22 protein-coding genes are annotated in these 24,066 nt (G+C 70.7%); 9 read left to right on the top strand and 13 right to left on the bottom strand.

Annotated elements, in window-relative coordinates; all coding sequences use genetic code 11:
- Positions 1–4: 4 nt before the first annotated feature.
- The 5 genes from ACFPOE_RS23685 to hutC are packed head-to-tail and all read right to left on the bottom strand — an operon-like array spanning position 5 to position 4,637.
- Complete coding sequence (locus ACFPOE_RS23685; RefSeq protein WP_376852810.1) at positions 5–1,378, bottom strand: formimidoylglutamate deiminase; 1,374 nt, start codon at positions 1,376–1,378, stop codon at positions 5–7.
- Positions 1,368–2,168 (bottom strand): N-formylglutamate deformylase, encoded by an 801-nt coding sequence (hutG, locus tag ACFPOE_RS23680; protein WP_376852809.1) that lies wholly within the window; start codon positions 2,166–2,168, stop codon positions 1,368–1,370. Before hutG ends, ACFPOE_RS23685 begins: the two co-directional genes overlap by 11 nt.
- Positions 2,165–3,379 (bottom strand): imidazolonepropionase, encoded by a 1,215-nt coding sequence (hutI, locus tag ACFPOE_RS23675; protein ID WP_376852808.1) that lies wholly within the window; start codon positions 3,377–3,379, stop codon positions 2,165–2,167. Before hutI ends, hutG begins: the two co-directional genes overlap by 4 nt.
- On the bottom strand, positions 3,376–3,930 hold the full coding sequence (locus ACFPOE_RS23670) for a HutD/Ves family protein (protein WP_376852807.1): 555 nt from the start codon (positions 3,928–3,930) through the stop codon (positions 3,376–3,378). The genes hutI and ACFPOE_RS23670 overlap by 4 nt, the downstream gene beginning before the upstream one ends.
- On the bottom strand, positions 3,927–4,637 hold the full coding sequence (hutC, locus tag ACFPOE_RS23665; RefSeq protein WP_376852806.1) for a histidine utilization repressor: 711 nt from the start codon (positions 4,635–4,637) through the stop codon (positions 3,927–3,929). Before hutC ends, ACFPOE_RS23670 begins: the two co-directional genes overlap by 4 nt.
- Before the next feature lie 192 nt (positions 4,638–4,829).
- On the opposite strand from hutC, the gene hutU reads away from it, so the two are divergent.
- Together hutU and hutH are read left to right on the top strand one after the other, a co-directional pair.
- A complete protein-coding gene (gene hutU / locus ACFPOE_RS23660; protein WP_376852805.1) occupies positions 4,830–6,563 on the top strand; it encodes a urocanate hydratase in 1,734 nt (577 codons plus the stop codon).
- Positions 6,560–8,119: a histidine ammonia-lyase gene (hutH, locus tag ACFPOE_RS23655; RefSeq protein ID WP_376852804.1), complete on the top strand. Its 1,560-nt coding sequence runs from the start codon at positions 6,560–6,562 to the stop codon at positions 8,117–8,119. The genes hutU and hutH overlap by 4 nt, the downstream gene beginning before the upstream one ends.
- A 5-nt stretch (positions 8,120–8,124) precedes the next feature.
- Here hutH and ACFPOE_RS23650 read toward each other — a convergent pair whose 3' ends face one another.
- Complete coding sequence (locus ACFPOE_RS23650; RefSeq protein WP_376852803.1) at positions 8,125–8,532, bottom strand: hypothetical protein; 408 nt, start codon at positions 8,530–8,532, stop codon at positions 8,125–8,127.
- A gap of 106 nt (positions 8,533–8,638) precedes the next feature.
- Here ACFPOE_RS23650 and ACFPOE_RS23645 point away from each other — a divergent pair, with 106 nt between their 5' ends.
- The 3 genes from ACFPOE_RS23645 to ACFPOE_RS23635 all read left to right on the top strand — a co-directional run bounded on the left by ACFPOE_RS23645 (position 8,639) and on the right by ACFPOE_RS23635 (position 11,299).
- Entirely contained in the window at positions 8,639–9,583 is a 945-nt protein-coding gene (locus tag ACFPOE_RS23645) for an ABC transporter substrate-binding protein (RefSeq protein WP_376852802.1), read from the top strand.
- Entirely contained in the window at positions 9,584–10,363 is a 780-nt protein-coding gene (locus tag ACFPOE_RS23640; RefSeq protein WP_376852801.1) for an ABC transporter permease, read from the top strand.
- 153 nt (positions 10,364–10,516) lie between these two features.
- Positions 10,517–11,299 carry an ABC transporter ATP-binding protein gene (locus tag ACFPOE_RS23635; protein ID WP_376852859.1) on the top strand — a complete coding sequence of 261 codons (783 nt, stop codon included), beginning with the start codon at positions 10,517–10,519 and terminating at the stop codon, positions 11,297–11,299.
- Here the strand turns inward: ACFPOE_RS23635 and ACFPOE_RS23630 are convergent, their stop codons facing one another.
- Both ACFPOE_RS23630 and ACFPOE_RS23625 read right to left on the bottom strand, forming a co-directional pair.
- Positions 11,300–11,827, bottom strand: coding sequence for a carboxymuconolactone decarboxylase family protein (locus ACFPOE_RS23630; protein ID WP_376852800.1), 528 nt, complete (start codon positions 11,825–11,827; stop codon positions 11,300–11,302).
- 177 nt (positions 11,828–12,004) lie between these two features.
- Positions 12,005–12,730, bottom strand: a complete 726-nt coding sequence (locus tag ACFPOE_RS23625) for a ribonuclease activity regulator RraA (protein ID WP_376852799.1) — start codon at positions 12,728–12,730, stop codon at positions 12,005–12,007.
- Positions 12,731–12,801: 71 nt separating this feature from the next.
- On the opposite strand from ACFPOE_RS23625, the gene ACFPOE_RS23620 reads away from it, so the two are divergent.
- The 3 genes from ACFPOE_RS23620 (at position 12,802) to ACFPOE_RS23610 (ending at position 17,496) form a co-directional block, all read left to right on the top strand.
- Entirely contained in the window at positions 12,802–14,160 is a 1,359-nt protein-coding gene (locus tag ACFPOE_RS23620) for an MATE family efflux transporter (RefSeq protein WP_376852798.1), read from the top strand.
- 23 nt (positions 14,161–14,183) lie between these two features.
- Positions 14,184–14,753, top strand: coding sequence for a DUF2889 domain-containing protein (locus ACFPOE_RS23615; protein WP_376852797.1), 570 nt, complete (start codon positions 14,184–14,186; stop codon positions 14,751–14,753).
- A 130-nt stretch (positions 14,754–14,883) separates the two neighbouring features.
- Positions 14,884–17,496 carry a penicillin-binding protein 1A gene (locus tag ACFPOE_RS23610; protein WP_376852796.1) on the top strand — a complete coding sequence of 871 codons (2,613 nt, stop codon included), beginning with the start codon at positions 14,884–14,886 and terminating at the stop codon, positions 17,494–17,496.
- Here the strand turns inward: ACFPOE_RS23610 and ACFPOE_RS23605 are convergent.
- From ACFPOE_RS23605 to ACFPOE_RS23595, 3 genes are all read right to left on the bottom strand, one after another.
- Positions 17,493–18,698 (bottom strand): MFS transporter, encoded by a 1,206-nt coding sequence (locus tag ACFPOE_RS23605; RefSeq protein ID WP_376852795.1) that lies wholly within the window; start codon positions 18,696–18,698, stop codon positions 17,493–17,495. The two genes, ACFPOE_RS23610 and ACFPOE_RS23605, sit on opposite strands and share 4 nt — an antisense overlap.
- A 230-nt stretch (positions 18,699–18,928) precedes the next feature.
- Complete coding sequence (locus ACFPOE_RS23600; RefSeq protein ID WP_376852794.1) at positions 18,929–19,141, bottom strand: hypothetical protein; 213 nt, start codon at positions 19,139–19,141, stop codon at positions 18,929–18,931.
- A 14-nt stretch (positions 19,142–19,155) separates the two neighbouring features.
- Positions 19,156–19,914: a Crp/Fnr family transcriptional regulator gene (locus ACFPOE_RS23595; protein WP_376852793.1), complete on the bottom strand. Its 759-nt coding sequence runs from the start codon at positions 19,912–19,914 to the stop codon at positions 19,156–19,158.
- A gap of 66 nt (positions 19,915–19,980) precedes the next feature.
- On the opposite strand from ACFPOE_RS23595, the gene ACFPOE_RS23590 reads away from it, so the two are divergent.
- Positions 19,981–20,742, top strand: coding sequence for a Crp/Fnr family transcriptional regulator (locus ACFPOE_RS23590; protein WP_376852792.1), 762 nt, complete (start codon positions 19,981–19,983; stop codon positions 20,740–20,742).
- Here ACFPOE_RS23590 and ACFPOE_RS23585 read toward each other — a convergent pair.
- Together ACFPOE_RS23585 and ACFPOE_RS23580 are read right to left on the bottom strand one after the other, a co-directional pair.
- Positions 20,631–21,341, bottom strand: a complete 711-nt coding sequence (locus ACFPOE_RS23585; RefSeq protein WP_376852791.1) for a hypothetical protein — start codon at positions 21,339–21,341, stop codon at positions 20,631–20,633. The genes ACFPOE_RS23590 and ACFPOE_RS23585 overlap by 112 nt on opposite strands.
- Positions 21,342–21,347: 6 nt before the next feature.
- Positions 21,348–24,059, bottom strand: coding sequence for a two-partner secretion domain-containing protein (locus ACFPOE_RS23580; protein ID WP_376852790.1), 2,712 nt, complete (start codon positions 24,057–24,059; stop codon positions 21,348–21,350).
- Positions 24,060–24,066: the final 7 nt, after the last annotated feature.

The following is a 24,066-nucleotide window of genomic DNA, read 5'->3' as shown; positions in this document are numbered from 1 at the left end:
CCGTTCAGCGCCAGAGCGCCTGCATCGCCGCCCGCATCGCGCTGGCCAGTTCCGGCCGGTCGGCCAGCGTGCGCACCGGTCGGCCGGCCACGTGCACCTGGCGCAGGCCCGCATGCGGCGTGGAGAACACCAGTGCGTCGAGCAGTTGCGCATCGGGCACGCCGAGCAGGGCCGGTGCCTCGCGGTCGATCACCATGAAGTCGGCCCGCTCGCCCGCGCGCAGCCCGCCCAGCGGCCGGCCCGCCGCCGCCGAGCCGCCGGCCAGCGCGCCGTCGAACAGCACGGCCGCCGAGCTCTCGCGCGACCCCGAGCGCGCCGCGATGTTGCGACGGCGCAGCGCCAGCCGTTGCGAGTATTCGAGCAGGCGCAATTCCTCCTGCCAGCTGCGCGTGACGTGGCTGTCCGAGCCGATCGACCAGCTGCCCTGGCGCCCCAGCCAGTCCGGCAGGTCGAACACGCCGTCGCCCAGGTTGGCCTCGGTGGCGGGGCAGATCACGATGCTCGCGCCGGCGGAGTGCACGCCGGCGAGTTCGCCCGAGGAGGTCTGCGTCGCGTGCACCAGGTTCCAGTGCGCATCCAGCTCCACGTGCTCCAGCAGCCATTCGACCGGACAGCGCCCGTGCTGGGCGACGCAAGCGGCCACCTCCTGCTGCTGTTCGGCGATATGGATGTGGACCGGCATGCGGCCGCGCGCGGCGGCCGCCACTTCGGTGAGCGCGGCACGGTCCACCGCCCGCAGCGAGTGCAGCGCCACCCCGGCGTGGACCAGCGGCTGCGCCAGGGCGTCGACCGCTTCGCCGATCCGCATGACGGAGTCCGGCGTGGAGGCGAAGCGCTGCTGGTCGGGCCGCAGGCCGGCCGCGCCGAAGCCGCTGCGCATGTAGAGCGTGGGCAGCAGGGTCAGGCCGATGCCGACGCGGCCCGCGGCACGCGCGAGCGCCAGCGCCATCTCGGCCGGCTGCGCGAACGGCTGGCCGCCGATGGCGTTGTGCAGGTACTGGAATTCGCAGACCTCGGTGTAGCCCGCGTCCAGCAGCTCGGCATACAGGTAGGCGGCGATCGCCTCCAGCTGCTGCGGCGTGATGCGGTTGGCGACGCTGTACATGCGGTCGCGCCAGCGCCAGAAATCGTCCTCGCCGTGCGCGCTGCTCTCGGTCAGGCCGGCGATGGCGCGCTGGAAGGCGTGGCTGTGGGCGTCCACCAGGCCGGGCAGCACCGGGCCGGCCAGCGGCTGCGCGCCGGCGCGCGACGCGGCGGGCGCGTCCGGCGTGACGCTGCGCCAGCAGCCATCGGCGCCGACTTCCAGCAGCACGTCGCGCGCCCAGGCGCCGCCAACCCAGGCCAGCGGCGCGAGGAAGCGGTCCGCGTCAGCGGCCATACAGGGCCTTGCAGGCGTCCAGCGCGCCACCGACCATCGACCGCAGCGTCGGCTGCACCCGGCGCGCCAGCGGCTCCAGATAGGCGAAGGGCGGCGCCTCCTGCATGTAGACGCTCTGGCACATCTCCAGCTGCACCGCATGCACGTCCTCGGCCGGGCGGCCGTAGCGGCGCGTGATGTAGCCGCCCTTGAAGCGGCCGTTCAGCACGTGGCTGTAGGCCGGACTGGCCGAGGCTGCGGCGACCACCGCCTGCGCGATCGACGCGTCCGCGCTGGCGCCGTCCGCGGTGCCGATGTTCAGGTCCGGCAGCCGGCCGTCGAACAGCCAGGGGATTTGCGAGCGGATGCTGTGCGCGTCCCACAGCAGCACGAAGCCGTGCTGCTGCCTGATGCGCGCGAGCTCCGCCTGCAGCGCCTCGTGGTACGGCCGCCAGTACTGCTCGCGCCGCGCGGCCAGGTCCGCCGCCGGCGGCGCCCTGCCCTCGGCATACAGCGCGTCGCCATTGAAGAAGCGCGTCGGGCACAGCTCGGTGTTGGACGCGCCGGGGTACATCGGCGTGTCGTCCGGCGGGCGGTTCAGGTCGATCACGTAGCGCGCATAGCGCGGCTGCAGCACGCTGGCGCCCAGCGCCGGCAGGAAGTCGTAGAGGCGGTCCAGGTGCCAGTCGGCGTCCTCGACGGCCAGGGCGCGCGGGTCGTAAAGCGGCCTCAGCTCCGGCGGGATCTCGGTGCCCAGGTGCGGGATGCTGACCAGCAGCGGCGAGCTGCCGCGGTGCAGTGTGAAGCTCATGTCGGTTGTCCCTTGAACACGGTCTGGCGGCGCGGGTTGGCGCCGATGGCGTAGGCCAGTTGCGCCGGGCGCTGCACGTCCCAGGCGACGAAATCCGCGCGCATGCCGGCCGCCAGCACGCCCCGGTCCGGCAGGCCCAGCGCCTGCGCCGCGACGCTGGTGACGCCGGCCAGCGCCTCCTGCGGCGTCAGCCGGAACAGCGTGCAGGCCATGTTCAGCATCAGCAGCAGCGAGGTGCAGGGCGAGCTGCCGGGATTGCAGTCGGTGGAAATGGCGACCGGCACCTTGTTCTGGCGCAGCAGCGCGACCGGCGGCAGCCGGGTCTCGCGCAGGAAGTAGAAGGCGCCAGGCAGCAGCACCGCCACCGAGCCGGCCCTGGCCATCGCGGCGGCGCCCTCGTCGCCGAGCCACTCGAGGTGGTCGCAGCTGAGCGCGCCATGCCGCGCCGCCAGCGCCGCGCCGCCGCTGTCGCTCAGTTGCTCGGCGTGCAGCTTCACCGGCAGGCCCAGCGCCGCCGCGGCCTCGAACACGCGCGCGGTCTGCGCCGTGCTGAAGGCAATGCGCTCGCAGAAGGCGTCCACCGCGTCGACCAGGCCGTCGCCATGCAGCGCCGGCAGCATGCGCAGCACCTCGGCGATGTAATCGTCGGCGCGGCCGGCGAACTCCGGCGGCAGCGCGTGGGCGCCGAGGAAGGTGGTGCGCACCTCGACCGGGTTCAAGGCGCCGAGCGAGCGCGCGACCCGCAGGCACTTGCGCTCGTGCTCCAGCGCCAGGCCGTAGCCGGACTTGATTTCCACCGTGGTCACGCCCTCGGCCAGCAGCGCCTGCAGCCGCGGCTGGCTCTGCGCCAGGAGCTCTTCTTCCGAGGCCGCGCGCGTGGCCTTGACGGTGGAGGCGATGCCGCCGCCGGCGCGGGCGATGTCCTCGTAGCTCGCGCCGTTCAGGCGCAGCTCGAATTCCGCCGCGCGGTCGCCGCCGTAGACCAGGTGCGTGTGGCAGTCGATCAGGCCGGGCGTGATCAGCGCGCCGCCGGCATCGTGGTGACGGCCCGCGCGTTGCCGCATCGCCGCAGGCAGTTCGGCGGCCGCGCCGACCCACGCAATGCGGTCGCCCTCGACCGCGATCGCCGCATCCTCGATCAGCCCATATGGCACGGCCGCATCCGGCTGCATCGTAGCGGCCCGGCAATTGCTCCAGATCTCCAGGCTCATGGTGCGATCTCCATCCACAGGGCGTCCGCCGCTTCCACCTGCACCGGACCGCCCGCATCCAGTATCCGCCACGCCAGCGTCTGCGGGGCGATCTGCGTCTGCCCGCCTCCGACGTCCAGCAGCGCCGCGTTGCCGGCGCCGTAGACGGCCACCAGCGCGCCGGCGCCGCAGCCGAACGCGTGCCTGCCCTGCAGCCGCTGCATGCGCCCCGTGCATTGCCGCAGCATCAGGTTGAAGTCCTGCGTCGGGCCGGCGAGCAGCCGGCAATCGGTGTCCGCCGCCCCGTCGAACACGAAGGGCGCGCTGCGCTGCGTCAGCACGTGCGCCGCGCCGTCCAGCCGCAAGCGCACGCCGGCGCCGGCCAGCACCGCGAACCAGCGCTGCACGCCGTCGAAACGCGAGAATGGTCCGTCTCGCGTCACCTGCGCCACCGACATGCGCACCCGCCAGTCCTGCGCCCCGGGCCAGGCCAGCAGCTCGCGCGTGACGCCGCCGCCGTTGCGCCAGGGCGTGGCCGCCACGTCGTCGAGGCGGACGATCTGCCAGTTCATGCCTGGAACTGCCCCGCGAAGCTGTAGCGCGATCCCGGATACACCAGCCGCGCGACGCTCGCCACGTGCGCGCCGCTCACGGTGCGCCGCATCATCGCCAGGCAGGGCTCGGTGCGCCGGATGCCCAGCTCCTTCGCCTCTTCGGCGGTCGGCAGGCAGGCTTCGATCGAGTAGCTGGCCTCGGTCAGCGGCGCGTGCTGCAGCAGGTGCAGCGTGGGCGAGACTTGGGTGAAGTCGGTCTTGAGGTAATCCGGGGCGGCGGCGGGATTGACGTAGCGGTCTTCGTACTGGATGGCGACGCCGTTTTCCAGGTGCACCAGCCGGCTGTGGAACACCGCGCCGCCGGTGCGCAGCCCCAGCGACTGGGCCATCGCGGCGCTGGCCTTCTCCCTGGCGGCCAGCAGCACGCGCGTGCTGTGCACGTGGCCGCGCTCGGCCACCTCCTCGTGGATGTCGCGGATGGTCAGCCGCGAGGAGATGCGGTGCAGCTGCGCCACCCGCGTGCCCGAGCCCTGGATCCGCGTCACCAGCCCCTCGCCGGCCAGCTCCCGCAGGCCGCGGTTGACCGTCATGCGGCTGATGCCGAACTGCTGCATCAACGCCGCCTCGCTGGGCACCGGGTCGCCCGGCTTCCACTGGCCCGAAGCGATGCGGCCGCGGATGAAGGCCTTGACCTGTTCGTAGGCGGGGACGGCGGCGCGCGGCATGCGGCGAATTTAGCCGATGCCGGCCAAGTTGTATAGACAAGGGAGCGGTTGGCTCTTCTGGCCCGCCGGTTGGCACGGCTGCCGGCCGGGACGTACCGCAGCCCTGGCGTGCGCGGACGTCTCCGATAAGTCCCGGATTGACACGAGTTGTATAGACAACTACGATTTGCCGCATCAACGCAGGAGCGCGCCATGGCGGACCGATCGCAAGCCCCGTTTTCCGACAGCAAGGCGCGCCCGGTGCGGGCGCCGCAGGGCACGCAGCTGAGCTGCGCCAACTGGCAGATCGAGGCCGCCTACCGGATGATCCAGAACAACCTGGACCCGGCCGTGGCCGAGAACCCGGATGAACTGGTGGTGTACGGCGGAATCGGCAAGGCGGCGCGCAACTGGCCGGCCTTCGACGCCATCCTGGATTCGCTGCGCAAGCTGCGGCCAGACGAGACGCTGCTGGTGCAATCGGGCAAGCCGGTCGGCGTGTTCCGCACCCACACCGGTGCGCCGCGCGTGCTGCTGGCCAACTCCAACCTGGTGCCCAGGTGGGCCACCTGGGAGCACTTCAACGAACTGGACCGCGCCGGCCTGATGATGTACGGCCAGATGACGGCCGGCAGCTGGATCTACATCGGCACGCAGGGCATCGTGCAGGGCACCTATGAAACCTTCGTCGAGGCGGGACGCCAGCATTACGGCGGCGAGCTGGCCGGCCGCTGGGTGCTCACCGCCGGCCTCGGCGGCATGGGCGGCGCCCAGCCGCTGGCGGCGTCCTTCGCCGGCGCCTGTTCGCTCAACATCGAATGCCAGCAGTCGCGGATCGATTTCCGCCTGCGCACAAAGTACCTGGACCGGCAGGCGCGGGACCTGAACGAAGCGCTGGACCTGATCGGCTTCCACACCCGGCGCCGGGAGGCGGTGTCGATCGGCCTGTGCGGCAACGCCGCCGAGATCCTGCCGGAGCTGGTGCGGCGCGCCCGGATCGGCGGCATGAAGCCGGACATCCTGACCGACCAGACCTCGGCCCACGACATCATCAACGGCTACCTGCCGATCGGCTGGAGCGTGGAGCAATGGCAGGCGGCGCAGAAGGATCCGGCGCAGCACGCCCGGCTGACGCAGGCGGCCGGCGAATCGTGCGCGGTCCACGTGAAGGCGATGCTGGTATTCCACGCCATGGGCGTTCCCACCGTGGACTACGGCAACAACCTGCGCCAGGTGGCCAAGGACTTCGGCGTGGCCAACGCCTTCGACTATCCCGGCTTCGTGCCGGCCTACATCCGGCCGCTGTTCTGCCGCGGCGTCGGGCCGTTCCGCTGGGTGGCGCTGTCGGGCGACCCGGACGACATCCGCAAGACCGACGCCAGGATGAAGGAGCTGTTCCCCGAGAACAAGGCCCTGCACCGCTGGCTGGACATGGCGGGGGAACGCATCAGCTTCCAGGGCCTGCCGGCCCGCATCTGCTGGATCGGCCTGGGCGAGCGCGACAAGGCCGGCCTGGCCTTCAACGAGATGGTCGCCAGCGGCGAGCTGAAGGCGCCGATCGTGATCGGCCGCGACCATCTGGACAGCGGATCGGTCGCCTCGCCCAACCGGGAGACCGAAGCCATGCAGGACGGCAGCGATGCCGTCAGCGACTGGCCGCTGCTCAACGCGCTGCTCAACACCGCCAGCGGTGCCACCTGGGTCAGCATCCACCACGGCGGCGGGGTCGGCATGGGCTATTCGCAGCACGCCGGCGTGGTGATCGTCTGCGACGGCACGCCGGAAGCGGCCGAGAAGATCGCGCGCGTGCTGTGGAACGACCCGGCCACCGGCGTGATGCGGCATGCGGACGCCGGCTACCAAATCGCGATGGCGTCGGCGCGCGAACACGGGCTGAACCTGCCGATGCTCCGCCCTTCGACAAGCGCAGGGCGACCGGAGCAATGACAGAGGTCCTCGTCCCCGGCGCGCTGACGCTGGCGCAGCTGCGCCGCCTGTGCTGCGCCGATCCGGCGCCGGCGGCGCTGGACCCAACCTTCCGCGCCGGCATCCGCGCCGCTGCACAACTGGTCCGGCGCGCGGCCGAGGGCGAGGCGCCGGTCTACGGCGTCAACACCGGCTTCGGCAAGCTGGCCAGCACGAGGATCGCGCACGAGGACCTGGCCACGCTGCAGCTGCGGCTGCTGCGCTCGCACGCGGTCGGCGTGGGCGAGCCGCTGGAGCCGCGCGTGGTCCGCCTGATCCTGCTGCTCAAGGCCGCCAGCCTGGCCCGCGGCCACTCGGGTGTGCGCGAGGAGGTGGTCGATGCGCTGCTGGCGCTGCACAACGGCAACCTGTTGCCGATGGTTCCCTGCCAGGGCTCGGTCGGCGCCTCCGGCGACCTGGCGCCGCTGGCCCACCTGGCGCTGCCGCTGGTGGGCGAAGGCGAAGTGTTCTACCAGGGCGAGCGGATGCCGGCCGCACGCGCGCTGCAGCAGGCCGGCCTGCAGCGGCTGCGGCTGTCGGCCAAGGAGGGCCTGGCGCTGATCAACGGCACCCAGGTCTCTACCGCGCTGGCGATCGACGCGCTGCTGGCGAGCGAGCGCGTGTTCGAGGCGGCGGTGATCGCCGGGGCCCTCACGCTGGACGCCGCCCGCGGCAGCGACGGACCCTTCGACGCGCGCATCCATGCGGTGCGCGGCCAGCCCGGGCAGATCGAATGCGCGGCCGCATACCGCGCGCTGATGGCCAACAGCGAGATCCGCCGGTCCCACCTGGAGCACGACGACCGGGTGCAGGACCCGTACTGCCTGCGCTGCCAGCCCCAGGTGATGGGCGCCTGCCTGGACCAGATGCGTTACGCCGCCGCCGTGCTGGTGCGCGAGGCCAACGCGGTGACGGACAACCCGCTGGTGTTCGCCGGCGCGACGATAACCCAGGATTCGCTGCTCTCCGGCGGCAACTTCCACGCCGAGCCGGTGGCGCTGGCGGCCGACGCGCTGGCGGTGGCGATCGCCGAGATCGGCGCCATCGCCGAACGCCGCATCGCGATGCTGGTGGACACCGCGGTGTCGCGGCTGCCGCCCTTCCTCACGCCCGAGCCGGGCCTGAACTCCGGCTTCATGATCGTGCACGTGACGGCGGCGGCGCTGGCTTCCGAGAACAAGTCGCTGGCGCATCCGGCCAGCGTGGACAGCCTGCCGACCTCGGCCAACCAGGAAGACCATGTGAGCATGGCCACCTTCGCCGCCCGCCGGCTGCAGCCGATGCTGCGCAACACGGCGCACATCGTGGCCATCGAGTCGCTGGCGGCCGCGCAGGGCGTCGAGTTCCTGCGGCCGCTGCGCAGCGCGCCGGCGCTGGAGAACGTCATGCGGCTGCTGCGCAGCGTGTCGCCGGCGATGATGCAGGACCGCAGCCTGGCGCGCGAGATCGAGGCCGTGCACCGGCTGGTGTCATCCGGCGCCATCGGCCACGCGACCGAGGCCGAGATCCCCGAACTGCTGGCGCTCAGGCTCGCATGAAACGCTCAGCAGCCGTCGCCGCCGCCGGCCCGCACGAAGGACATGCCCTGCGTCGGCCGCAAGGGGCCGCCGGCCCGCACGATGCGCAGCCGGTCGCCATCCAGTTCCAGCACCAGTTCGCCGGCGCGGCCCGAGCTCTCGCGCGAGGTGCGCAGGATCCGGCCTTCGATGCGGCCGTCCACCGGGCGCTTGCGGTCGCCGCGCATCAGCATGCCTTCGAAGTCCTGGTAATGCTGGATGAGGTCCAGGATGGTGCCGCTCAGGAACCCGGCGCCGCACCAGCGGCCCTCGACCTGGGCCGGGATGCCGGCGGTGATCTCTGGCACCACGCCCTGCGCCCGCAGCGCAGGCGACACCAGCAGGATGGCGAGCGCCAGCAGGCGCACGCGGGAAATGAAACGGAGTTGCTGCATGACGGAATCGACGGCTGGACCAAAGCTCCATTAGACCGGACAAGCCCGCATTGCGGTTGGCACGCAGCCTGCATAACATTTTGAAACCCCCTCACGGAGAACCACGATGAAGAAACTGCTGACCCTCACCGTCGTCGCGCTGGCCTGCGCCGCCGCCAACGCCCAGGACACCAAAGTGGCCATCGGCATTTCCGGCTGGACCGGCTTCGCGCCGCTGACCCTGGCCAATGAAGCCGGCATCTTCAAGAAGCACGGCCTGGACGTGTCGATCAAGAAGATCCCGCAGAAGGACAGGCACCTGGCGATCGCCTCGGGCGACGTGCAGTGCGCGGCCACGACGGTGGAGACGTGGGTGGTGTGGAATGCCAACGGCGTGGCGACGACGCAGATCTTCCAGCTGGACAAGAGCTACGGCGCCGACGGCATGGTGGTCAAGCCAGGGATCAACAAGATCGCCGACCTCAAGGGCAAGACGGTTGCCGCCAGTGCGCCGGGCACCTCGCCCTACTTCGCGCTGGCCTGGATGCTCAAGAAGAACGGCCTGTCCACCAAGGACGTCAAGGTGGTCAACCTGGAACCGCAGGCCGCCGCCAACGCGATGATCGCGGGCACCGCCGGCGTCGATGCCGCGATGACCTACGAGCCCTACCTCGGCGCGGTGCGGGCCAAGCCGGAAGCCGGCAAGATCATCGCCACCACGCTGGACTACCCGATGGTGATGGACACCTTCGGCTGCACGCCCAAGTTCCTGGCCGAGAACCCCAAGGCCGCCAAGGCGCTGGCCGACAGCTACTTCGAGGCGGTGGAGATGATCCACAAGGAGCCCAGGAAGAGCTTCGAGATCATGGGCGCCGACGTCAAGCAAAGCGGCGAGGCCTTCGAAGCTTCGTCGAAGTACCTGCGCTGGCAGGACCGCGCCGCCAACGCCAAGTTCTTCGCCGGCGAGCACGCGGCCTTCAGCAAGGAAGCCGCGGAGCTGCTGATGGAGGCCGGCATCATCAAGAGCCTGCCGGACATGGGCAAGCTGGCCGACACCCGCTTCCTGAACTAAGTGCGGCCGCTGCAACCGGTGGCTCCCGGCGCGCGGATCGCGCTGGGGGTTGCCTTCTTCATCCTGTTCATCGCCCTGTGGGCCGGCGTCACCTTCGGCGGCATCGTCTCGAAGACCTTCCTGGCCGATCCGCTGACCATGGTGCGCTCGGGCTACGACCTGCTGGCGCACCAGGGTTTCGTCAAGGACATCGGCTGGACGGTGTGGCGGGTGTTCGGCGGCTTCGCCATCGCCGCCGTGCTGGCCGTGCCGCTGGGCGTGCTGATGGGCGCGTACAAGCCGGTGGAGGCGTTCTTCGAGCCCTTCGTCAGCTTCGCGCGCTACCTGCCGGCCTCCGCCTTCATCCCGCTGCTGATCCTGTGGGCCGGCATCGGCGAGGCGCAGAAGCTGGCGGTGATCTTCATCGGCTCGTTCTTCCAGCTGGTGCTGATGATCGCCGTCAGCGTCGGCAACACGCGGCGCGACCTGGTGGAGGCCGCCTACACGCTGGGCGCGGCCGACCGCGGCGTGGTCGTGCGGGTGCTGCTTCCGAGCAGCGCGCCCGAGATCGCGGAAACCTTGCGGATGGTGCTGGGCTGGGCCTGGACCTACGTCATCGTCGCCGAACTGATCGGCGCGTCGGCGGGCATCGGCCACATGATCACCGACAGCCAGGCGCTGCTGGCCACCGACCAGATCATCTTCGGCATCATCGTCATCGGCCTGATCGGGCTCGTCACCGACTACGCGCTCAAGCTCTTCAACCGCTGGCTGTTTCCGTGGGCGCAGCTTGGACGATGAATACGAATACCGGACGCAGAAAGCGCAGAAGCGACGCAGCAATCGCGGAAGGAGACCGAATGAAGTTTGAATTCAATCCTCCTCCTGGACCTTTCTGCGTCTTCTGCGTTGCTTCTGCGTCTGCTGCGTCCTTGCCTTCTTGACTCATGAACAATCCTCGACATCCAAGGCGTTTCCAAGACCTTCCCCGGCGCGAGCGGAGGGACGGTGGCATTGCAGGCCACCGACCTGGCGGTGGAAGAGAACGACTTCATCACCATCCTGGGGCCCTCGGGCTGCGGCAAGAGCACGCTGCTGCGGATGGTGGCGGGGCTGGACACGCCGACCACCGGCAGCATCGCGCTGGACGGTCGCCCGGTGACGGGCCCGGGGCCGGACCGCGGGATGGTGTTCCAGAGCTACACGCTGTTCCCCTGGCTCACGGTGCTGCAGAACGTCTGCTTCGGCCTGCGCGAACAGGGGCTGGCGCAAGCCGAGCAGCAAGCCATCGCCCAGCCCTTCATCGCGAAGGTGGGGCTGCAGGGCTTCGAGAACCACTTTCCCCGGCAGCTCTCCGGCGGCATGCAGCAGCGCACCGCACTGGCCCGCGCGCTGGCCAACGGGCCGCGGATGCTGCTGATGGACGAGCCCTTCGGCGCGCTGGACCACCAGACCCGCGAGCTGATGCAGGAGCTGCTGCAGGGCATCTGGGAGGCGGAACGCAAGACGGTGCTGTTCGTCACGCACGACATCGACGAAGCGATCTTCATGGGCAACCGCGTGGTCGTGATGAGCGCGCGGCCCGGCCGCATCAAGTGCGACCTGCCGGTGCCGATCGCCCATCCGCGCCATTACTCGGTCAAGACCACGCCGGTGTTCATGGAACTGAAGGCGCGGCTGACGGAGGAGATCCGCGTCGAGGTGCGGCGCGCCGCCGGCCTGGCCGAAACGGCGTGATCAGCTGCGCTCGTCGTCCGAATGGATGTCGAGCGCCTCGAGGAAGCGCGAAACCATGTTGTAGGCGCCGATGGTGGCCACCAGCTCCACCACCTGGCGGTCGTCCAGGAACTCGCGCACCGTCGCGACGGCCGTCTTGGGCACCTGCACGTTCCTGGTCATGCCGTCGGTCAGCTCCAGCACTGCGCGCTGCTGCGGCGTGAAGCGCCTGGAATGCTCCCAGACCTTGAGCTCGTCGAGCTGATCCTGCGTGACGCCTTCCTTCAGCGCGATCGGCGCGTGCTGCTCCGCCTCGTAGGGGGCGCCGTTGATGATCGCCACCCGCATGATCACCAGCTCGCGCAGTGCCGGCGGCACGCTGCTTTTCTGGCGGATCGCGGTCAGGTAAGCCAGCCAGCCCTGCGCCACCGGCGGGCTGTGCAGCAGCATCTGGTACAGGTGCAGCACGCTGCCGCGCTCGGTGACGATGCGGTCCACCAGCGGCTTGGCCTCGGCGGCGTTCAGGTCGGCATAGGGCAGTCTTGCCATGTCTTTCTCCGATGGTGATGAAGTCAGGAAGTCAGGAAGTCAGGAAGCCGGAAGTCAAGGACGCAGAAGACGCAGAAGCAACGCAGAAAGCGCAGAAGAAAACCGGATGAAGGTTGATCTCGATCCTGCTGTCTTCTGTTTCTGCGTCTTCTGCGCTTTCTGCGTCCGGTATCCGTCTCAGGTTCGATGGCTCGCCGCCCAGGCGTCGTACTTCGCCTGGTTCTCGGCATTCGGCGGATACAGGCCCGGCAGCGGGACGCCCTGCTCCACCTCGCGCATGATCCAGCCTTCGAGCCGCTCCTGTTCGACGGCGGCGTCGGTCACGGCTTCCAGCAGCGCCGCCGGGATCAGCACCGCGCCGTCGCGGTCCACCACGATCACGTCGTTGGGGAACACCGCCACGCCGCCGCAGTCGATCGCCTCCTGCCAGCCGACGAAGGTCAGGCCGTTGACCGAGGCGGGGGCGGCCGTGCCCTGGCACCACACCGGCAGGCCGGTGCCGAGCACGCCCTCGATGTCGCGCACCACGCCGTCGGTGACCAGGCCGGCGACGCCGCGCTTGTTCATGCGCGCGCACAGGATGTCGCCGAAGATGCCGGCGTCGGTGACGCCCATCGCGCCGACCACCGCGATCACGCCGGGCGCCATCGCCTCGATCGCGGCGCGGGTGGAGATGGGCGAGCCCCAGGAGGCCGGCGTCGCCAGGTCCTCGCGCGAGGAAACGAAGCGCAGCGTGAAGGCGCGCCCGACCAGCCGCGGCTGGCCCGGCGCCAGCGGCATGGTGCCGCGCAGCCAGACGTTGCGCAGGCCTTTCTTGAGCAGCACCGTCGTCAGGGTGCCGGTGGCCACGCCGAGCAGTTTCGCGCGGATGGCTTCATCGATGGGGAGGGTGTCGACCGTCATGCAGGGCTCCTGGTTTGCATTGCCCGCCAGTCTAAGGCCCCGTGCGCAGCTCATGCATACTCGTTCGCTCGATGCCCGCCGCAGCCAGCCACCGCCCGCTCTGGAAGACCTTCGGGGTGTTCCTGGGCCCGCTGGTGCTGACCAACATGCTGCAGGCGCTGTCGGGCACGCTGAACACCGCCTACGTCGGCCGGATGCTGGGGATCGGCGCGCTGGCGGCGGTGGCCTCGTTCACGCCGCTGCTGATGCTGTTCGTCGCCTTCGTCATCGGCCTGGGCTCGGGCGCCTCGGTGCTGGCCGGCCAGGCCTGGGGCGCCAACAACATCGAAAGGGTGCGCGCCATCGCCGGCACCGTGGTCTGCGCCGGTGCGCTGCTGGGTGCGGCGATCGGCGTGCTCGGCTTCCTGCTGGCCGGGCCGCTGCTGCGGCTGCTGGGAACGCCGGCCGACGTGCTGGCCGACGCGATCGCCTATGCCCGCGTGATGATGGCCTTCCTGCCGCTGCTGTTCGTCTCCATCCTCACCGCCTCCGTGCTGCGCGGCGTCAGCGACACGGTCACGCCGCTGCTGTCGCTGCTGATCTCGTCGGCGGTGATCCTGGTGCTGACGCCGGCGCTGATCCGCGGCTGGACCGGCCTGCCGCCGCTGGGCATCACCAGCGGCGCCTGGGCGACGGTGGCGGCGACGGCGCTGTCGCTGGCGTGGATCGTGTGGCACCTGCGGCGCACCGGCCATCCGCTGGCGCCGGATCGCCGGTTCGGGGCGCACTGGCGGATCGAGCCGGCGCTGCTGCGGCCGGTGGTGCGGCTGGGCATTCCCACCGGCCTGTTCTTCATCACCAGCTCGCTGGCCGACCTGGCGCTGGTGAGCATCGTCAACAGCCATGGCTCGCAGGCCACCGCGGCCTGGGGCGCAGTGGGCCAGGTGACGGCCTACGTCATGTTCCCCGCGATGTCGATCTCGATCACGGCCTCGGTGCTGGCGGCGCAGGCCATCGGCGCCGGGCGCCCGGAGCGGCTCGACGCCGTCACCCGGGTCGGCCTGGGCATGAACATCGCGCTGACCGGCGGCCTCGCAATCCTGGTGGCGCTGCTGGCGCCGCACATCGTCGGCCTGTTCATCACCGATCCGAAGGTCGTGCTGCTGGCGGCCGGCCTGCTGCACATCTCGGTGTGGGGCGCCGTGCTGCTCGGGCTGGGCAGCGTGTTCTTCGGCGTGATGCGCGCCAGCGGCACGGTGCTGGTGCCGACCGCCATCACGCTCAGCCTGCTGGCCTTCGTGCTGTTTCCGCTGGGCTGGACCTTCAACCGCGTGTTCGGACTGCCCGGCATCTGGATGGCGCACCCCAGCACCTACCTGATCGGCCTGACGCTGCAGGCCCTCTATTTCTACGGCGTCTGGAAGCACAAGCCCCTGCGCCGGCTGGTTTGAGCGCCGCTCCCTAAAATCGGGGCATGCCCCTTCCCGTACCCGCCGCCCGCAGACCGCTGCACACCCGCAAGATCAGCTTCGAGGGCTTCCTGCGCGAGGACGGCCTGTTCGACATCGACGCCGAACTGATCGACAGCAAGAGCGACGCGATCCACATGCACGAGCGCGGCGCGCTGCCGGCCGGCGGCGCGATCCACCACATGCGGGTGCGCGTGACGGTGGACGATGCCCTGACCATCCGCGCCATCGAGACCGCGATGGACGCCGCGCCCTTCGGCTATTGCCAGAACGCGACCGATCCGGTGCAAAAGCTGGTGGGCGCGACGCTCGGCGCCGGCTGGCGCAAAGCGATCGAAGGGGCGATGGGCGGCGTGGCCGGCTGCACCCACCTGCGCGAGCTGCTGTTCAACGTCGCGACCGCGGCCTTCCAGACCATCCCGATCGAGCTGTCCCGCCAGCGCGAGGCGCGCGGCGAGCAGCGCGACCCGGATGCGCCGACGCCGTACTTCCTCGGCAAGTGCATGTCCTGGGACCGCGAAGGCCCGGTGGTGCGCCAGGTGCTGCCCATGTATTACCGGCCGCCCGCGGCCTAGCACGCGCCGCGCGTCGAAGCGCGGTTTTCTTCCCCCGCCCGCGCGTCGCCGTCCTACAGGCCGGCGCGGGCCTGCAGCCTACGCTCACGCATGAGCTACCGGAGAGCCCAATGACCCATCACGTCCAGCCATGAGCACGGCCTTCCTCGACCGCGCGCGCGAGCGCGCCATCGCCCTGTACAACCGCCTGCCCGAGGGCCACGTCCGGCGCGCCGGCATCCTGCTGTCGATCATTCCGCTGCTGGTGCTGCTGTACGTGCTGGCGCTGATCCCGTTCACCCCGAGCATCGGCGACATCCGCAAGTCCAAGTCGGAAGCGCCGGCGGTCGTGATGTCGGCCGACGGCAAGGAACTGGCGATGTTCAAGCGCGCCAACCGCGACTGGGTCAAGCTGGCCGACATCTCGCCCAACGTGCTGGCGGCGCTGGTCGCCACCGAGGACCGCCGCTTCTACGAGCACCACGGCATGGACTTCACGCGCACGCTGTCGGCCGCGGTGCACACGTTGAGCGGCGATCGCGAGGGCGGCTCCACCATCACGCAGCAGCTGGCGCGCAACCTGTACCCGGAGGAGATCGGCCGCTCCCAGACCCTCACCCGCAAGATCAAGGAAGCGATCACGGCGCTGAAGATCGAGGCGATCTACTCCAAGAAGGAGATCCTGGAGACCTATCTCAACACCGTCCCGTTCCTGTACAACGCCTACGGCATCGAGATGGCGGCCCGCACCTATTTCGACAAGTCGGCCGACAAGCTCGACGTGCTGGAAAGCGCGACGCTGATCGGCATGCTCAAGGGCACCAGCTACTACAACCCGGTGATCAACCCCGAGCGCGCCACCCAGCGCCGCAACACGGTGCTGGCGCAGATGGTCAAGGACAAGAAGCTGGAGCCGGCGCAATACGAAGCGCTCAAGAAGCAGCCGCTGAAGATCGACTTCGAGCGCCAGAACGAGCCGCTGGGCCCGGCGCCGCACCTGGCGCAGCAGCTGCGCCGCTGGCTGATCGACTGGGCCGACCGCAAGGGCTACAACATCTACACCGACGGCCTGGTGGTGCGCACCACCATCGATTCAAGGCTGCAGGCGATGGCCAACCAGGCGGTGGAGCGCCAGACCACGGCGCTGCAGGCGCTGGCCGACGCCCGCCGCTCGCCCTGGAGCCGCGACACCTTGACCGCGTTCATCCGCGAATCCGCGCCGTACAAGAAGGCGCGCGACGAGGGCCGCAGCGACGCGGAAGCGATCAAGCAACTGCAGGCCGACAGCGCCTTCATCCAGTCGCTCAAGGACGACAAGCTGCGGATCCAGGCCGGCTTCCTGGCGCTGGACCCGCGCAACGGCGAAGTGCGGGCCTGGGTCGGCAGCCCCGACTTCGCGCAGGACCAGTTCGACCACGTCTACATGGCGCGGCGCCAGCCCGGCTCCACCTTCAAGCCCTTCGTCTACGGCGCGGCCTTCGAGGCCGGCGCCCGCGCCAGCGACACCTTCGTCGACCAGGCGGTGGAGATCCCGATCGACAAGGGCGTGGTCTGGCGCCCCAGCGACGGCGTGCCGCCCAGCGGCAAGACCATGACGCTGCGCGAGGGCATCGCCTATTCGAAGAACACCATCACCGCGCAGGTGATGCAGAAGGTCGGCCCGCAGCGCGTCGCCGCGCTGGCCCGCGCCATGGGCGTGCGGCAAAGCAAGCTGGACCCGGTGATGTCGCTGGCGCTGGGCACCAGCCCGGTGACGCTCAAGGAAATGGTGTCTTCCTACGGCACCATCGCCAACGGCGGCAACTACATCGAGCCGATGGTGGTGCTGCGGATCGAGGACCGGCACGGCAAGCCGCTGGAGGAGTTCCGCTCCGCCCCGCCCGAGCCGGCGCTGTCGGTCGGCGCCTCGCTGACGCTGATCGATGCCATGCGCGGCGTGGTCGACATCGGCACCGGCATGGCCATCCGCAGCCGCTACGGCATCAAGGCCGACGTGGCCGGCAAGACCGGCACCACCCAGGACAACACCGACGGCTGGTTCATCCTGATGAGCCCCACCCTGGTGGCGGGCGCCTGGGCCGGCTTCAACGACAACCGCATCACCATGGCCGATTCCTGGGGCCAGGGCGCGCACAGCGCGCTGCCGATGGTGGGCGAGCTGTTCCAGCAGGCGATCAAGGCCAAGCTGGTGGATCCCGCGCTGCGCTTCGGCGCGCCGCCGGCCGATCCCGGCGGCCCCGATGCGCTGGGCAAGATGAACGACTGGTTCCACAACCTGTTCGAGCAGCGCGAAGCGGCGCAGGCGGCGCTGCCGGCCTCGGCCGCGGCACCGGACACGGCCGCCCCGGAACCGGAGGCGCAGCCCAGGCTGGCCACCGGCGCCGCCAGCGTCGACACCACGGTGGTGCCCTCGGAGTACCAGGGCTCGGAGATCGTGCGCGTGATGCCCGGCGGCGGCGGCGCCACGTCCGGCGCCAACGGCGGCTTCGAGATCCAGCAGCCGCGGCCGGTCCAGCGCCAGATCGAGGTCGCGCCGGCGCGCAACGACCGACCGGAGGGCCCGTTCGTGGTCGGCGCGCCCGCGCTGGGCACGCCCTCGATCGGCTCGGCATCGGGCAACGCGATCAGCGTCGCGCCGCGAGAGGACCGGCGCGAGCAGAGGCCCGAGCCGGCCGGCGAGCCGCCTGCGCAGCCGGCGCGCGGCAGCCCCTCGGTGCGCTTCGAGAGCCCGCCTGAAACGCCGGCGCCGGAGCCGCAGCGCTAGGCCGCGAGGCGCTCCTTGCGGTTGCGCACCAGCACGATGCCGCACAGCAGCACCGGCAGCGTCAGCGCGGCGTAGCCGTAGCGGAAGCTGCCCATCGCGGCCGACACCGCGCCGAACACCGGCGGGCCCAGCACCACGCCCAGGAAGGTGATGGCCAGCGTGCCGCCGGTGGCGATGCCCGCCATGCCGGGCGGCGCGCGCCGCGCCACTTCCGCCAGGTAGACGCCGTTCCAGCCGGTGGCCGAGGCGCCGAACACGAACAGGATCGCGAACACCAGCAGCGTCGGCATGCCGGTGTTCAGCAGCGCCGTCGCCAGGCTGCTGGCCGCCATGATGAAGGCCAGCGCCGCCAGGGTGCGGTTGGCGCCCAGCCCGCGGTCGGCGACGTAGCCCCACACGATGCGCCCGCCGATGCCGCCGATCTGCGCCACCGACAGCGCCAGCCCCGCCGTGACCAGGCCATAGGCCATCACCTGGCTGAGGTAAGTGACAAGGTAGCCCGTGAGCACCAGTTGCGCGGTGGAAAAGACGAAGGAGCAGGCCGCCAGCGTCGCCAGCGGGCGCTGCGACAGCACCACCCGGATCGGCTGCACCAGGTTGCCCAGCTTGAGCGGCTTGCCCGGTTCGCGGTCGGCATCGAGCTGCGCGCGCAGCGGCTGCGCCCCCAGGGCGCACAGGACGTTGGCGGCAGCCACGGCGGCCAGCGCGCCCTGCCAGCCCGACAGCAGCAGCATGGTCGGCACCAGCGCACCGGCCAGCATGCCGCCCACCGGCACGCCGGTCTGCTTGATCGAGAACACCAGCGACATCCGGTGCGGCAGCGTGGTCAGCGCCAGCAGCCAGGAACTGGCGGGGGTGATCGGCCCGTAGCCCAGGCCGATCAGCAGTCCGCCCAGCGCGAAGGTCCAGACCGAAGGCAGCATGCACAGCAGCAGGCCGGCAGCGCACAGCAGCAGCCCGGCCTGGCTGACCCGGATCGCGCCGAAGCGCGCCACCGCGGCGCCGGCGGCCAGGCTGGCGACCATCGCGCCGACGTAGACGATCGCGATGTACAGGCCCAGGTAGGTGGGCGACACGCCCAGCGCCTTCGCCACCACAGGTGCCATCACCGCCGCGGTCAGCACCGCCATCGACGCCAGGGCCTGGATCGCGAGCGTGACGGCCAAAGCGAGCCAGTTGGAGCGGGCGCCGGGGTCAGTCATAAGTAAAGGATTGTGAAGAGGGCCTCGATGGCACGCCGCGTGCTTGTTTCAAGGTTCTCCTGGTCGGGCCCTTTGCAAGTTTCTTCAGCCCGGTCATTCATATCCCTCGTGGGGCCCTCGCGGCCGCGAGGGATTTTTTCTGGGCGCGATCTGTCGCGACCGGGCACGCCATGGCAAGCCTGGTCACACTACTGACATTTTTCGCCACGCCCGGGCGCGCTGCGTCTGTTTCACCAGAGCGCGGAGTCGCGCATGCCCAGCATGCGCTTGCGCTGGCGCCGCCGCATCGACGCCGCCAGCCCCCAGCCCATCACGCCGCAGGCCGCGGCCAGCGCCAGCAATTCGTAACTGGCGAGACTGCGGCCGAGAAGGGATGGCGCGGCGAAGCCGGCGCCGGCGGCCGCGGCGATGGCGGCAAGAATGGTGGCTGCGAACTGGAACACTGCTGGATGGACGGTCAGGGACTGCGGCCATGATAGCCAGTCCCGCCCGCCCCCGCTTCGGCCGGCGGCGGCGGCAGCAGCCGGTCGAACTCGTGCTTCACCACGCGGTAGCACTCGCAGGCAGCGTGCTCCAGCCCGGCGCGGTCCAGCACCTCGATGCGGCCGCGGCTGTAACGGATCAGCCCCAGGCGCTGCAGGCGGCCGGCCGCCTCGGTCACCCCTTCGCGCCGCACGCCCAGCAGGTTGGCGATCAGTTCCTGGGTCATGGAAAGCGACTGGCCCGACATCCGGTCCAGCCTCAGGAGCAGCCAGCGGCAAACCTGCTGTTCGACGCCGTGGTGCCGGTTGCAGACGGCCGTCTGCATCATCTGCGTGATGAGCGCCTGCGTGTACCGCAGCAGCAGCCGCAGCAGCGGCCCGGCCCGGTTGAATTCGAGCTTGATCAGGTCGGCGCGCAGCCGCCACGCCTGGCCGGCGCGCTGCACCACCGCGCGGCTGGGGGTGGTCTCCCCGCCCATGAACAGCGAGATGCCCAGGATGCCTTCGTTGCCGACCATCGCGATCTCCGCGGTCGAACCGTTCTCCAGCACGTACAGCAGCGACACGATCGCCGTGGTGGGGAAATACACGTGCTGCAGCTGGCCGCCCGATTCGTACAACACCTCGCCCGCGGCCATCTCCACGGGCTCGAGCAAGCTGGAGAAATGCTCGAATTCGGCCGCCGGCAGGGCAGCCAGCAACTGGTTCTGCAGTGCGCGCGGATCGGAAGGCATGCCGCGATTGTGCGCCAGCGTGTGACACCGCACAGACGCTGTTGCACCCCCCGACCAAGATGCAGCATGCCCGCGACCCGCAACCTCGTGCTGGACTCGCTGCCGCGTAAAGTCGCCAGCGAGCTGCTGGAGCAGCTCACCCCGGTGGAGCTGGCCTTCGGCGAAGTGCTGTACGAGCCGGGCCAGCCGATCCGCGCCGTCTACTTCCCGCTGGAGGGACTGGTGTCGCTGCTGACCGTGGTGGGCGACCGGCTGGCGGTGGAAGTGGGGATGGTGGGGCGCGAAGGCATCGTGGGCATCGCGCTGGCGCTCGGCGTGCCGCACTCGCCGATGCGGGCGCTGGTGCAGCGCGGCGGCGCCGGCCTGCGGATGGACCGGGCCCGCTTCGACGCCGCGATGGCGCGCCACCCGCCGCTGCGCAAGGCGCTGCTGGCCTATGCGAACTCGCTGATGGCGCAGATCGCGCGCACCGCCGCCTGCAACCGCTTCCACGTGGTGGAGGAGCGGCTGGCGCGCTGGCTGGTGATGGCGCGCGACCGCGCCGAGGCGGACGATTTCTCGATCACGCAGGAATTTCTCTCGAGCATCCTGGGCGTGCGGCGGGTCGGGGTGAGCGCGGCCGCGTCGGCGTTCCAGCACCGCAAGCTGATCGAATACAGCCGCGGCCGCATCCGCATCCTGGACCACGCCGGGCTGGAAGCGGCCTGCTGCACCTGCTACCGCGACGAGCCGGCCTCGCTGCCGCCCTGGCGGCCGGCGGGAGCGCCGGCCCCGACGTCGTACGAGCCGAACACCTCGCGCGCGGGGCGCGTCTCCGGCAGCACGTAGACGATCCCGCTGGTGCCCGTGAACGCGGGGCTGACCACCTTCTCGTAGAACCTGACCGGCACGTTGATGCAGCCGAAAGTGATGCGGTGCTCCTGCGGCAAGGCGCTTTCCATCCGCTGCAGGCGGCGCTCCTTCGGCACGGTCGCGATCACCCGGTGCATGGCGACGCCCGAGTCGTAATCCACCCACAGGATTTCCTCGCCGGCCAGGCTCTTGTCCAGGGCGGCGACGAAGCGGCCGGCCGGCGTGGTGCGCTCCTGCGGCTGGATGGAGGACAGCTTGCGCTCGCCGATGCCCGGCACCGAATCGTCGCCGCGGGCCAGCCCGAGCAACGCGGCACTGGCGCCCAGCAGCCGGCCGTCGGCGCCGAACACGAACACCCGGGCGTGGACCTTGTCGACCACCACGAAGGGCATGCCGGCGTTGTCGCCCGAGTCCAGCGCCCAGTCGGCGATGTGGCGCGCGTCGGGCGATGCCTGCTCGCGTTCGAAATTCGCATGCCGGGGCGCACGGACCTCGCCGGCAGCGGCGGCCGGCTGCATGCCGGCGGCCGCCAGCGCAAGCAGCGCGGCGTGCAACAGCCTGGCGAAATGCTGCATCCGGGCCTAGTTGCGGAACGCCCGGCGCGCGCGCACCGGAGCGACATAAGGCACCGGCGTGGGTGCCGGCACGGGCACGGCGGCCGGCGGGGTGCGCTCGACGACCGGGACGGGCGCCGGCGGGGCGACCGGCGGCGGAACGTACAGCGTCACGGGCGGGGGCACCGGCGCCTGCACCACGATCAGCGTCGCCGGCGACGGCGCCGGCGCCGGCGGCGTGGAAGCCACCGTGATGTAGGGCAGCGTCGATGGCAGGACAACCGCGCTCGGTCCGGGGACGGAGACGGGCGGCGCGACCGGCGGCGCAGGGGTCGGTGCCGGGGCCGGCACCGGAGCCGGTGCCGGGGTGGGAGCGGGAACAGGCGCCGGTGCCGGCGTCGGCGCTGGCGTCGGGGCTGGCGTCGGCGCCGGGGTCGGAGCGGGCGCCGGTGGCGGCGGCGGCGGGATCACGACGGCGGCCACGATGTTGCCCGTCGAGCGCGTCACGATCGGGCCGCAACAGGTGCGGGCGAAGTCGTAGTTGGCGGCGTTCGGCCCGCCCAGGGTGTAGCCGCTGAAGGTGATGGTCTTGTTGAAACCCTCAGCCGCGGTGTCGAAATTCGCCACGGCGGCGCCGCCGGCCACCAGGATCACGCCCGGCGGCGAGTTCTTGAGGGAGCCCAGCGTGGTGGCCGTCGAGCCGTCGAAGGCCTTGTCGCCGGTCGGGAACACCAGCATGCGCTGGTCGATCGGGCTGTTGACGCGGGTGAAGAACACGGCCGTCCCGTAGTCGGTCGGCGCCGCATACGACACCGGGTTGTAGCGGACGGTGACGGCTGCATCCGTGATGGCGGCCGGCGGGGTGCCGGGCGGGAAATTGACGGTGCCGGCGCCGGCCCCCGGTCCGTTGCCATTGGTGCCTGCGCTGAGCAGCAGGCCGAAGGGCAGGCCCAGGCTCTGGTCGGCGGTCAGCGTGCCCCGATTGAGGGTGATCTTGGCCATGACGTTGACGTCGTTGCCGGCGCACATGGCGATGTTGCCGTCGGTGGTCGTCAGCGCCGCGCCCACGTTCAAGGTGACGTTGTTGCCGCCGCTGAGCAGGACGCTGCCATGGGTGGTCGTGATCGCAGCCTTGATGTTGACGTCCCGTCCGCAGCACACCACCACGTTGCCGAAGGAGGTGGTGATCGCCTGGTTCAGGTTGACGTCGCGGATCGCGTTCAGGGTCAGCGTCGTTGCCGGGCCCGGGGCGGTGCGCACCCAGGTGATCGGCGCCGCCACCGTGATGTCGCCGCTGCCGGTGCCGTTGTTGGCGGTGCTGATGGTGATGTTGGTGCCGCCGGTCAGGCCGTGGGCGGCGTCGCCGACGATCTCCGCGACGTTCACGTTGGCCGTGCTGGCGCCGGCCGCGGGCGTGAAGACGCCGGCGATGATCGCGCCGTTGGTGGTCGCGGCGGAGGAGATGGTCACGTCGGCCGGGTCCAGCAGCCAGTTGCCGTTGCGGCCGCTGGTGGCGCCGGCGTTGACCTTGATGCCCGCCACGTCCAGCCAGTGGCCGGAGGTTTCCACCAGTCCGCCATTGCCGCCCTGCGCACCGCCGCGCGCATCAATGCTGCCGTAGGCGCGGGTCGAATCGTTGGACCAGAGCACCACCTTGCCGCCGTTGCCGCTGCCGGTGGCGCCGGCCGCGATGCTCGAATCGGCGCTCATGTAGGTTGCGGAGGCGTTCGGAACCGCGGCGTTCTTGCCCTGGTAGTCGCCGCCGACCAGCACCGTGCCGCCGCCGGCCGCGCCCGAGGCATCGACCTGCGCGCCGAACAGGCCGACATGGTTGGCCGTCAGCGTGACGCTGCCGCCGCTCTGGCCGGCGCCCGCGCCCGAGACGTCCAGCGTGCCGCCGGCGCTCACCGTGCCGCTGGCCATGTCGCCCAGCAGCATGATGGTGCCGTCGCGGTTGGCGATGGTCCGGGCCTGGATCACCCCGGTGTTGTTGACCGCGGTGGACAGCAGGCTGCCGGCCGCCTGCGTGGTCATCACGACCCGGCCGCCGTCGGCCTGCAGCAGTCCGCCGTTGCGCACCAGCGCGTTGACCGCGCCTTCGTCGACCTTCACGTTCAGCAGGCCGCCGCCCATCACGTCGAGCGTGACGGCGTTGCCGGCCGCCAGCGCCACGCTGCCCAGGCGCGCGGAGATCGCGCCCTGGTTGCTGACGCTGGTGCCGAGCAAGGCGACGAAGCCGCCGTCGGCCTGGATGCTGCCCTGGTTCACCACCGTGCCGCCGCCGGCGCCGGAGAACTTGTACTGGCCGGCCATGAAGTCGGCGTCGGTCATGCCCAGCGTGGATGCCACCAGGCCGCCGACGTTGACGGTGGCGCCGGTGCCGAACAGCACGCCGTTGGGGTTGATCAGGAACACCTTGCCGTTGGCCGACAGCGCGCCCAGGATCGCCGACGGGTCCGAGCCCAGCACGCGGTTGAGGACCACCGAGCTGGCATTGGGCTGGGCGAACTGCACGCTCTCACCGGCGGCAATGCCGAAACTCTGCCAGTTGATCGCCGCGTTCTGCGTGGTCTGCGTGATGGTGGTCTTGCCGCCGGCGGTCGCGATGGAGGCGCCGCCGGCCGCGAGCACGCCGCCGACCGGGCCTGCGTGGGCGGCGGATCCGAAGGCGAGCACCAGCGACACCGCGAGGGTGCGAAGCGCGAACGGCGACTGGGAAATGGATTGACTGCGATGCATGGTGTTC

Origin of the sequence: Caenimonas terrae (assembly GCF_042655405.1) — a bacterium.
GTDB classification, from domain to species: Bacteria; Pseudomonadota; Gammaproteobacteria; order Burkholderiales; family Burkholderiaceae_C; genus Ramlibacter; species Ramlibacter terrae_A.
This window is presented reverse-complemented; position numbering and strand designations above follow the sequence as displayed.

Bases quoted from the DNA above. Each gene is read 5' to 3' on its own strand.
- hutU (WP_376852805.1), top strand. From the start codon at position 4,830: ATGGCGGACCGATCGCAAGCCCCGTTTTCCGACAGCAAGGCGCGCCCG.
- hutG (WP_376852809.1), bottom strand. From the start codon at position 2,168: ATGAGCTTCACACTGCACCGCGGCAGCTCGCCGCTGCTGGTCAGCATC.
- ACFPOE_RS23685 (WP_376852810.1), bottom strand. From the start codon at position 1,378: ATGGCCGCTGACGCGGACCGCTTCCTCGCGCCGCTGGCCTGGGTTGGC.
- ACFPOE_RS23580 (WP_376852790.1), bottom strand. From the start codon at position 24,059: ATGCATCGCAGTCAATCCATTTCCCAGTCGCCGTTCGCGCTTCGCACC.
- ACFPOE_RS23615 (WP_376852797.1), top strand. From the start codon at position 14,184: ATGCCCCTTCCCGTACCCGCCGCCCGCAGACCGCTGCACACCCGCAAG.
- ACFPOE_RS23650 (WP_376852803.1), bottom strand. From the start codon at position 8,532: ATGCAGCAACTCCGTTTCATTTCCCGCGTGCGCCTGCTGGCGCTCGCC.
- ACFPOE_RS23610 (WP_376852796.1), top strand. From the start codon at position 14,884: ATGAGCACGGCCTTCCTCGACCGCGCGCGCGAGCGCGCCATCGCCCTG.
- hutC (WP_376852806.1), bottom strand. From the start codon at position 4,637: ATGCCGCGCGCCGCCGTCCCCGCCTACGAACAGGTCAAGGCCTTCATC.
- ACFPOE_RS23625 (WP_376852799.1), bottom strand. From the start codon at position 12,730: ATGACGGTCGACACCCTCCCCATCGATGAAGCCATCCGCGCGAAACTG.
- ACFPOE_RS23595 (WP_376852793.1), bottom strand. From the start codon at position 19,914: ATGCCTTCCGATCCGCGCGCACTGCAGAACCAGTTGCTGGCTGCCCTG.
- hutI (WP_376852808.1), bottom strand. From the start codon at position 3,379: ATGAGCCTGGAGATCTGGAGCAATTGCCGGGCCGCTACGATGCAGCCG.
- hutH (WP_376852804.1), top strand. From the start codon at position 6,560: ATGACAGAGGTCCTCGTCCCCGGCGCGCTGACGCTGGCGCAGCTGCGC.
- ACFPOE_RS23585 (WP_376852791.1), bottom strand. From the start codon at position 21,341: ATGCAGCATTTCGCCAGGCTGTTGCACGCCGCGCTGCTTGCGCTGGCG.
- ACFPOE_RS23620 (WP_376852798.1), top strand. From the start codon at position 12,802: ATGCCCGCCGCAGCCAGCCACCGCCCGCTCTGGAAGACCTTCGGGGTG.
- ACFPOE_RS23630 (WP_376852800.1), bottom strand. From the start codon at position 11,827: ATGGCAAGACTGCCCTATGCCGACCTGAACGCCGCCGAGGCCAAGCCG.
- ACFPOE_RS23645 (WP_376852802.1), top strand. From the start codon at position 8,639: ATGAAGAAACTGCTGACCCTCACCGTCGTCGCGCTGGCCTGCGCCGCC.
- ACFPOE_RS23605 (WP_376852795.1), bottom strand. From the start codon at position 18,698: ATGACTGACCCCGGCGCCCGCTCCAACTGGCTCGCTTTGGCCGTCACG.
- ACFPOE_RS23670 (WP_376852807.1), bottom strand. From the start codon at position 3,930: ATGAACTGGCAGATCGTCCGCCTCGACGACGTGGCGGCCACGCCCTGG.
- ACFPOE_RS23590 (WP_376852792.1), top strand. From the start codon at position 19,981: ATGCCCGCGACCCGCAACCTCGTGCTGGACTCGCTGCCGCGTAAAGTC.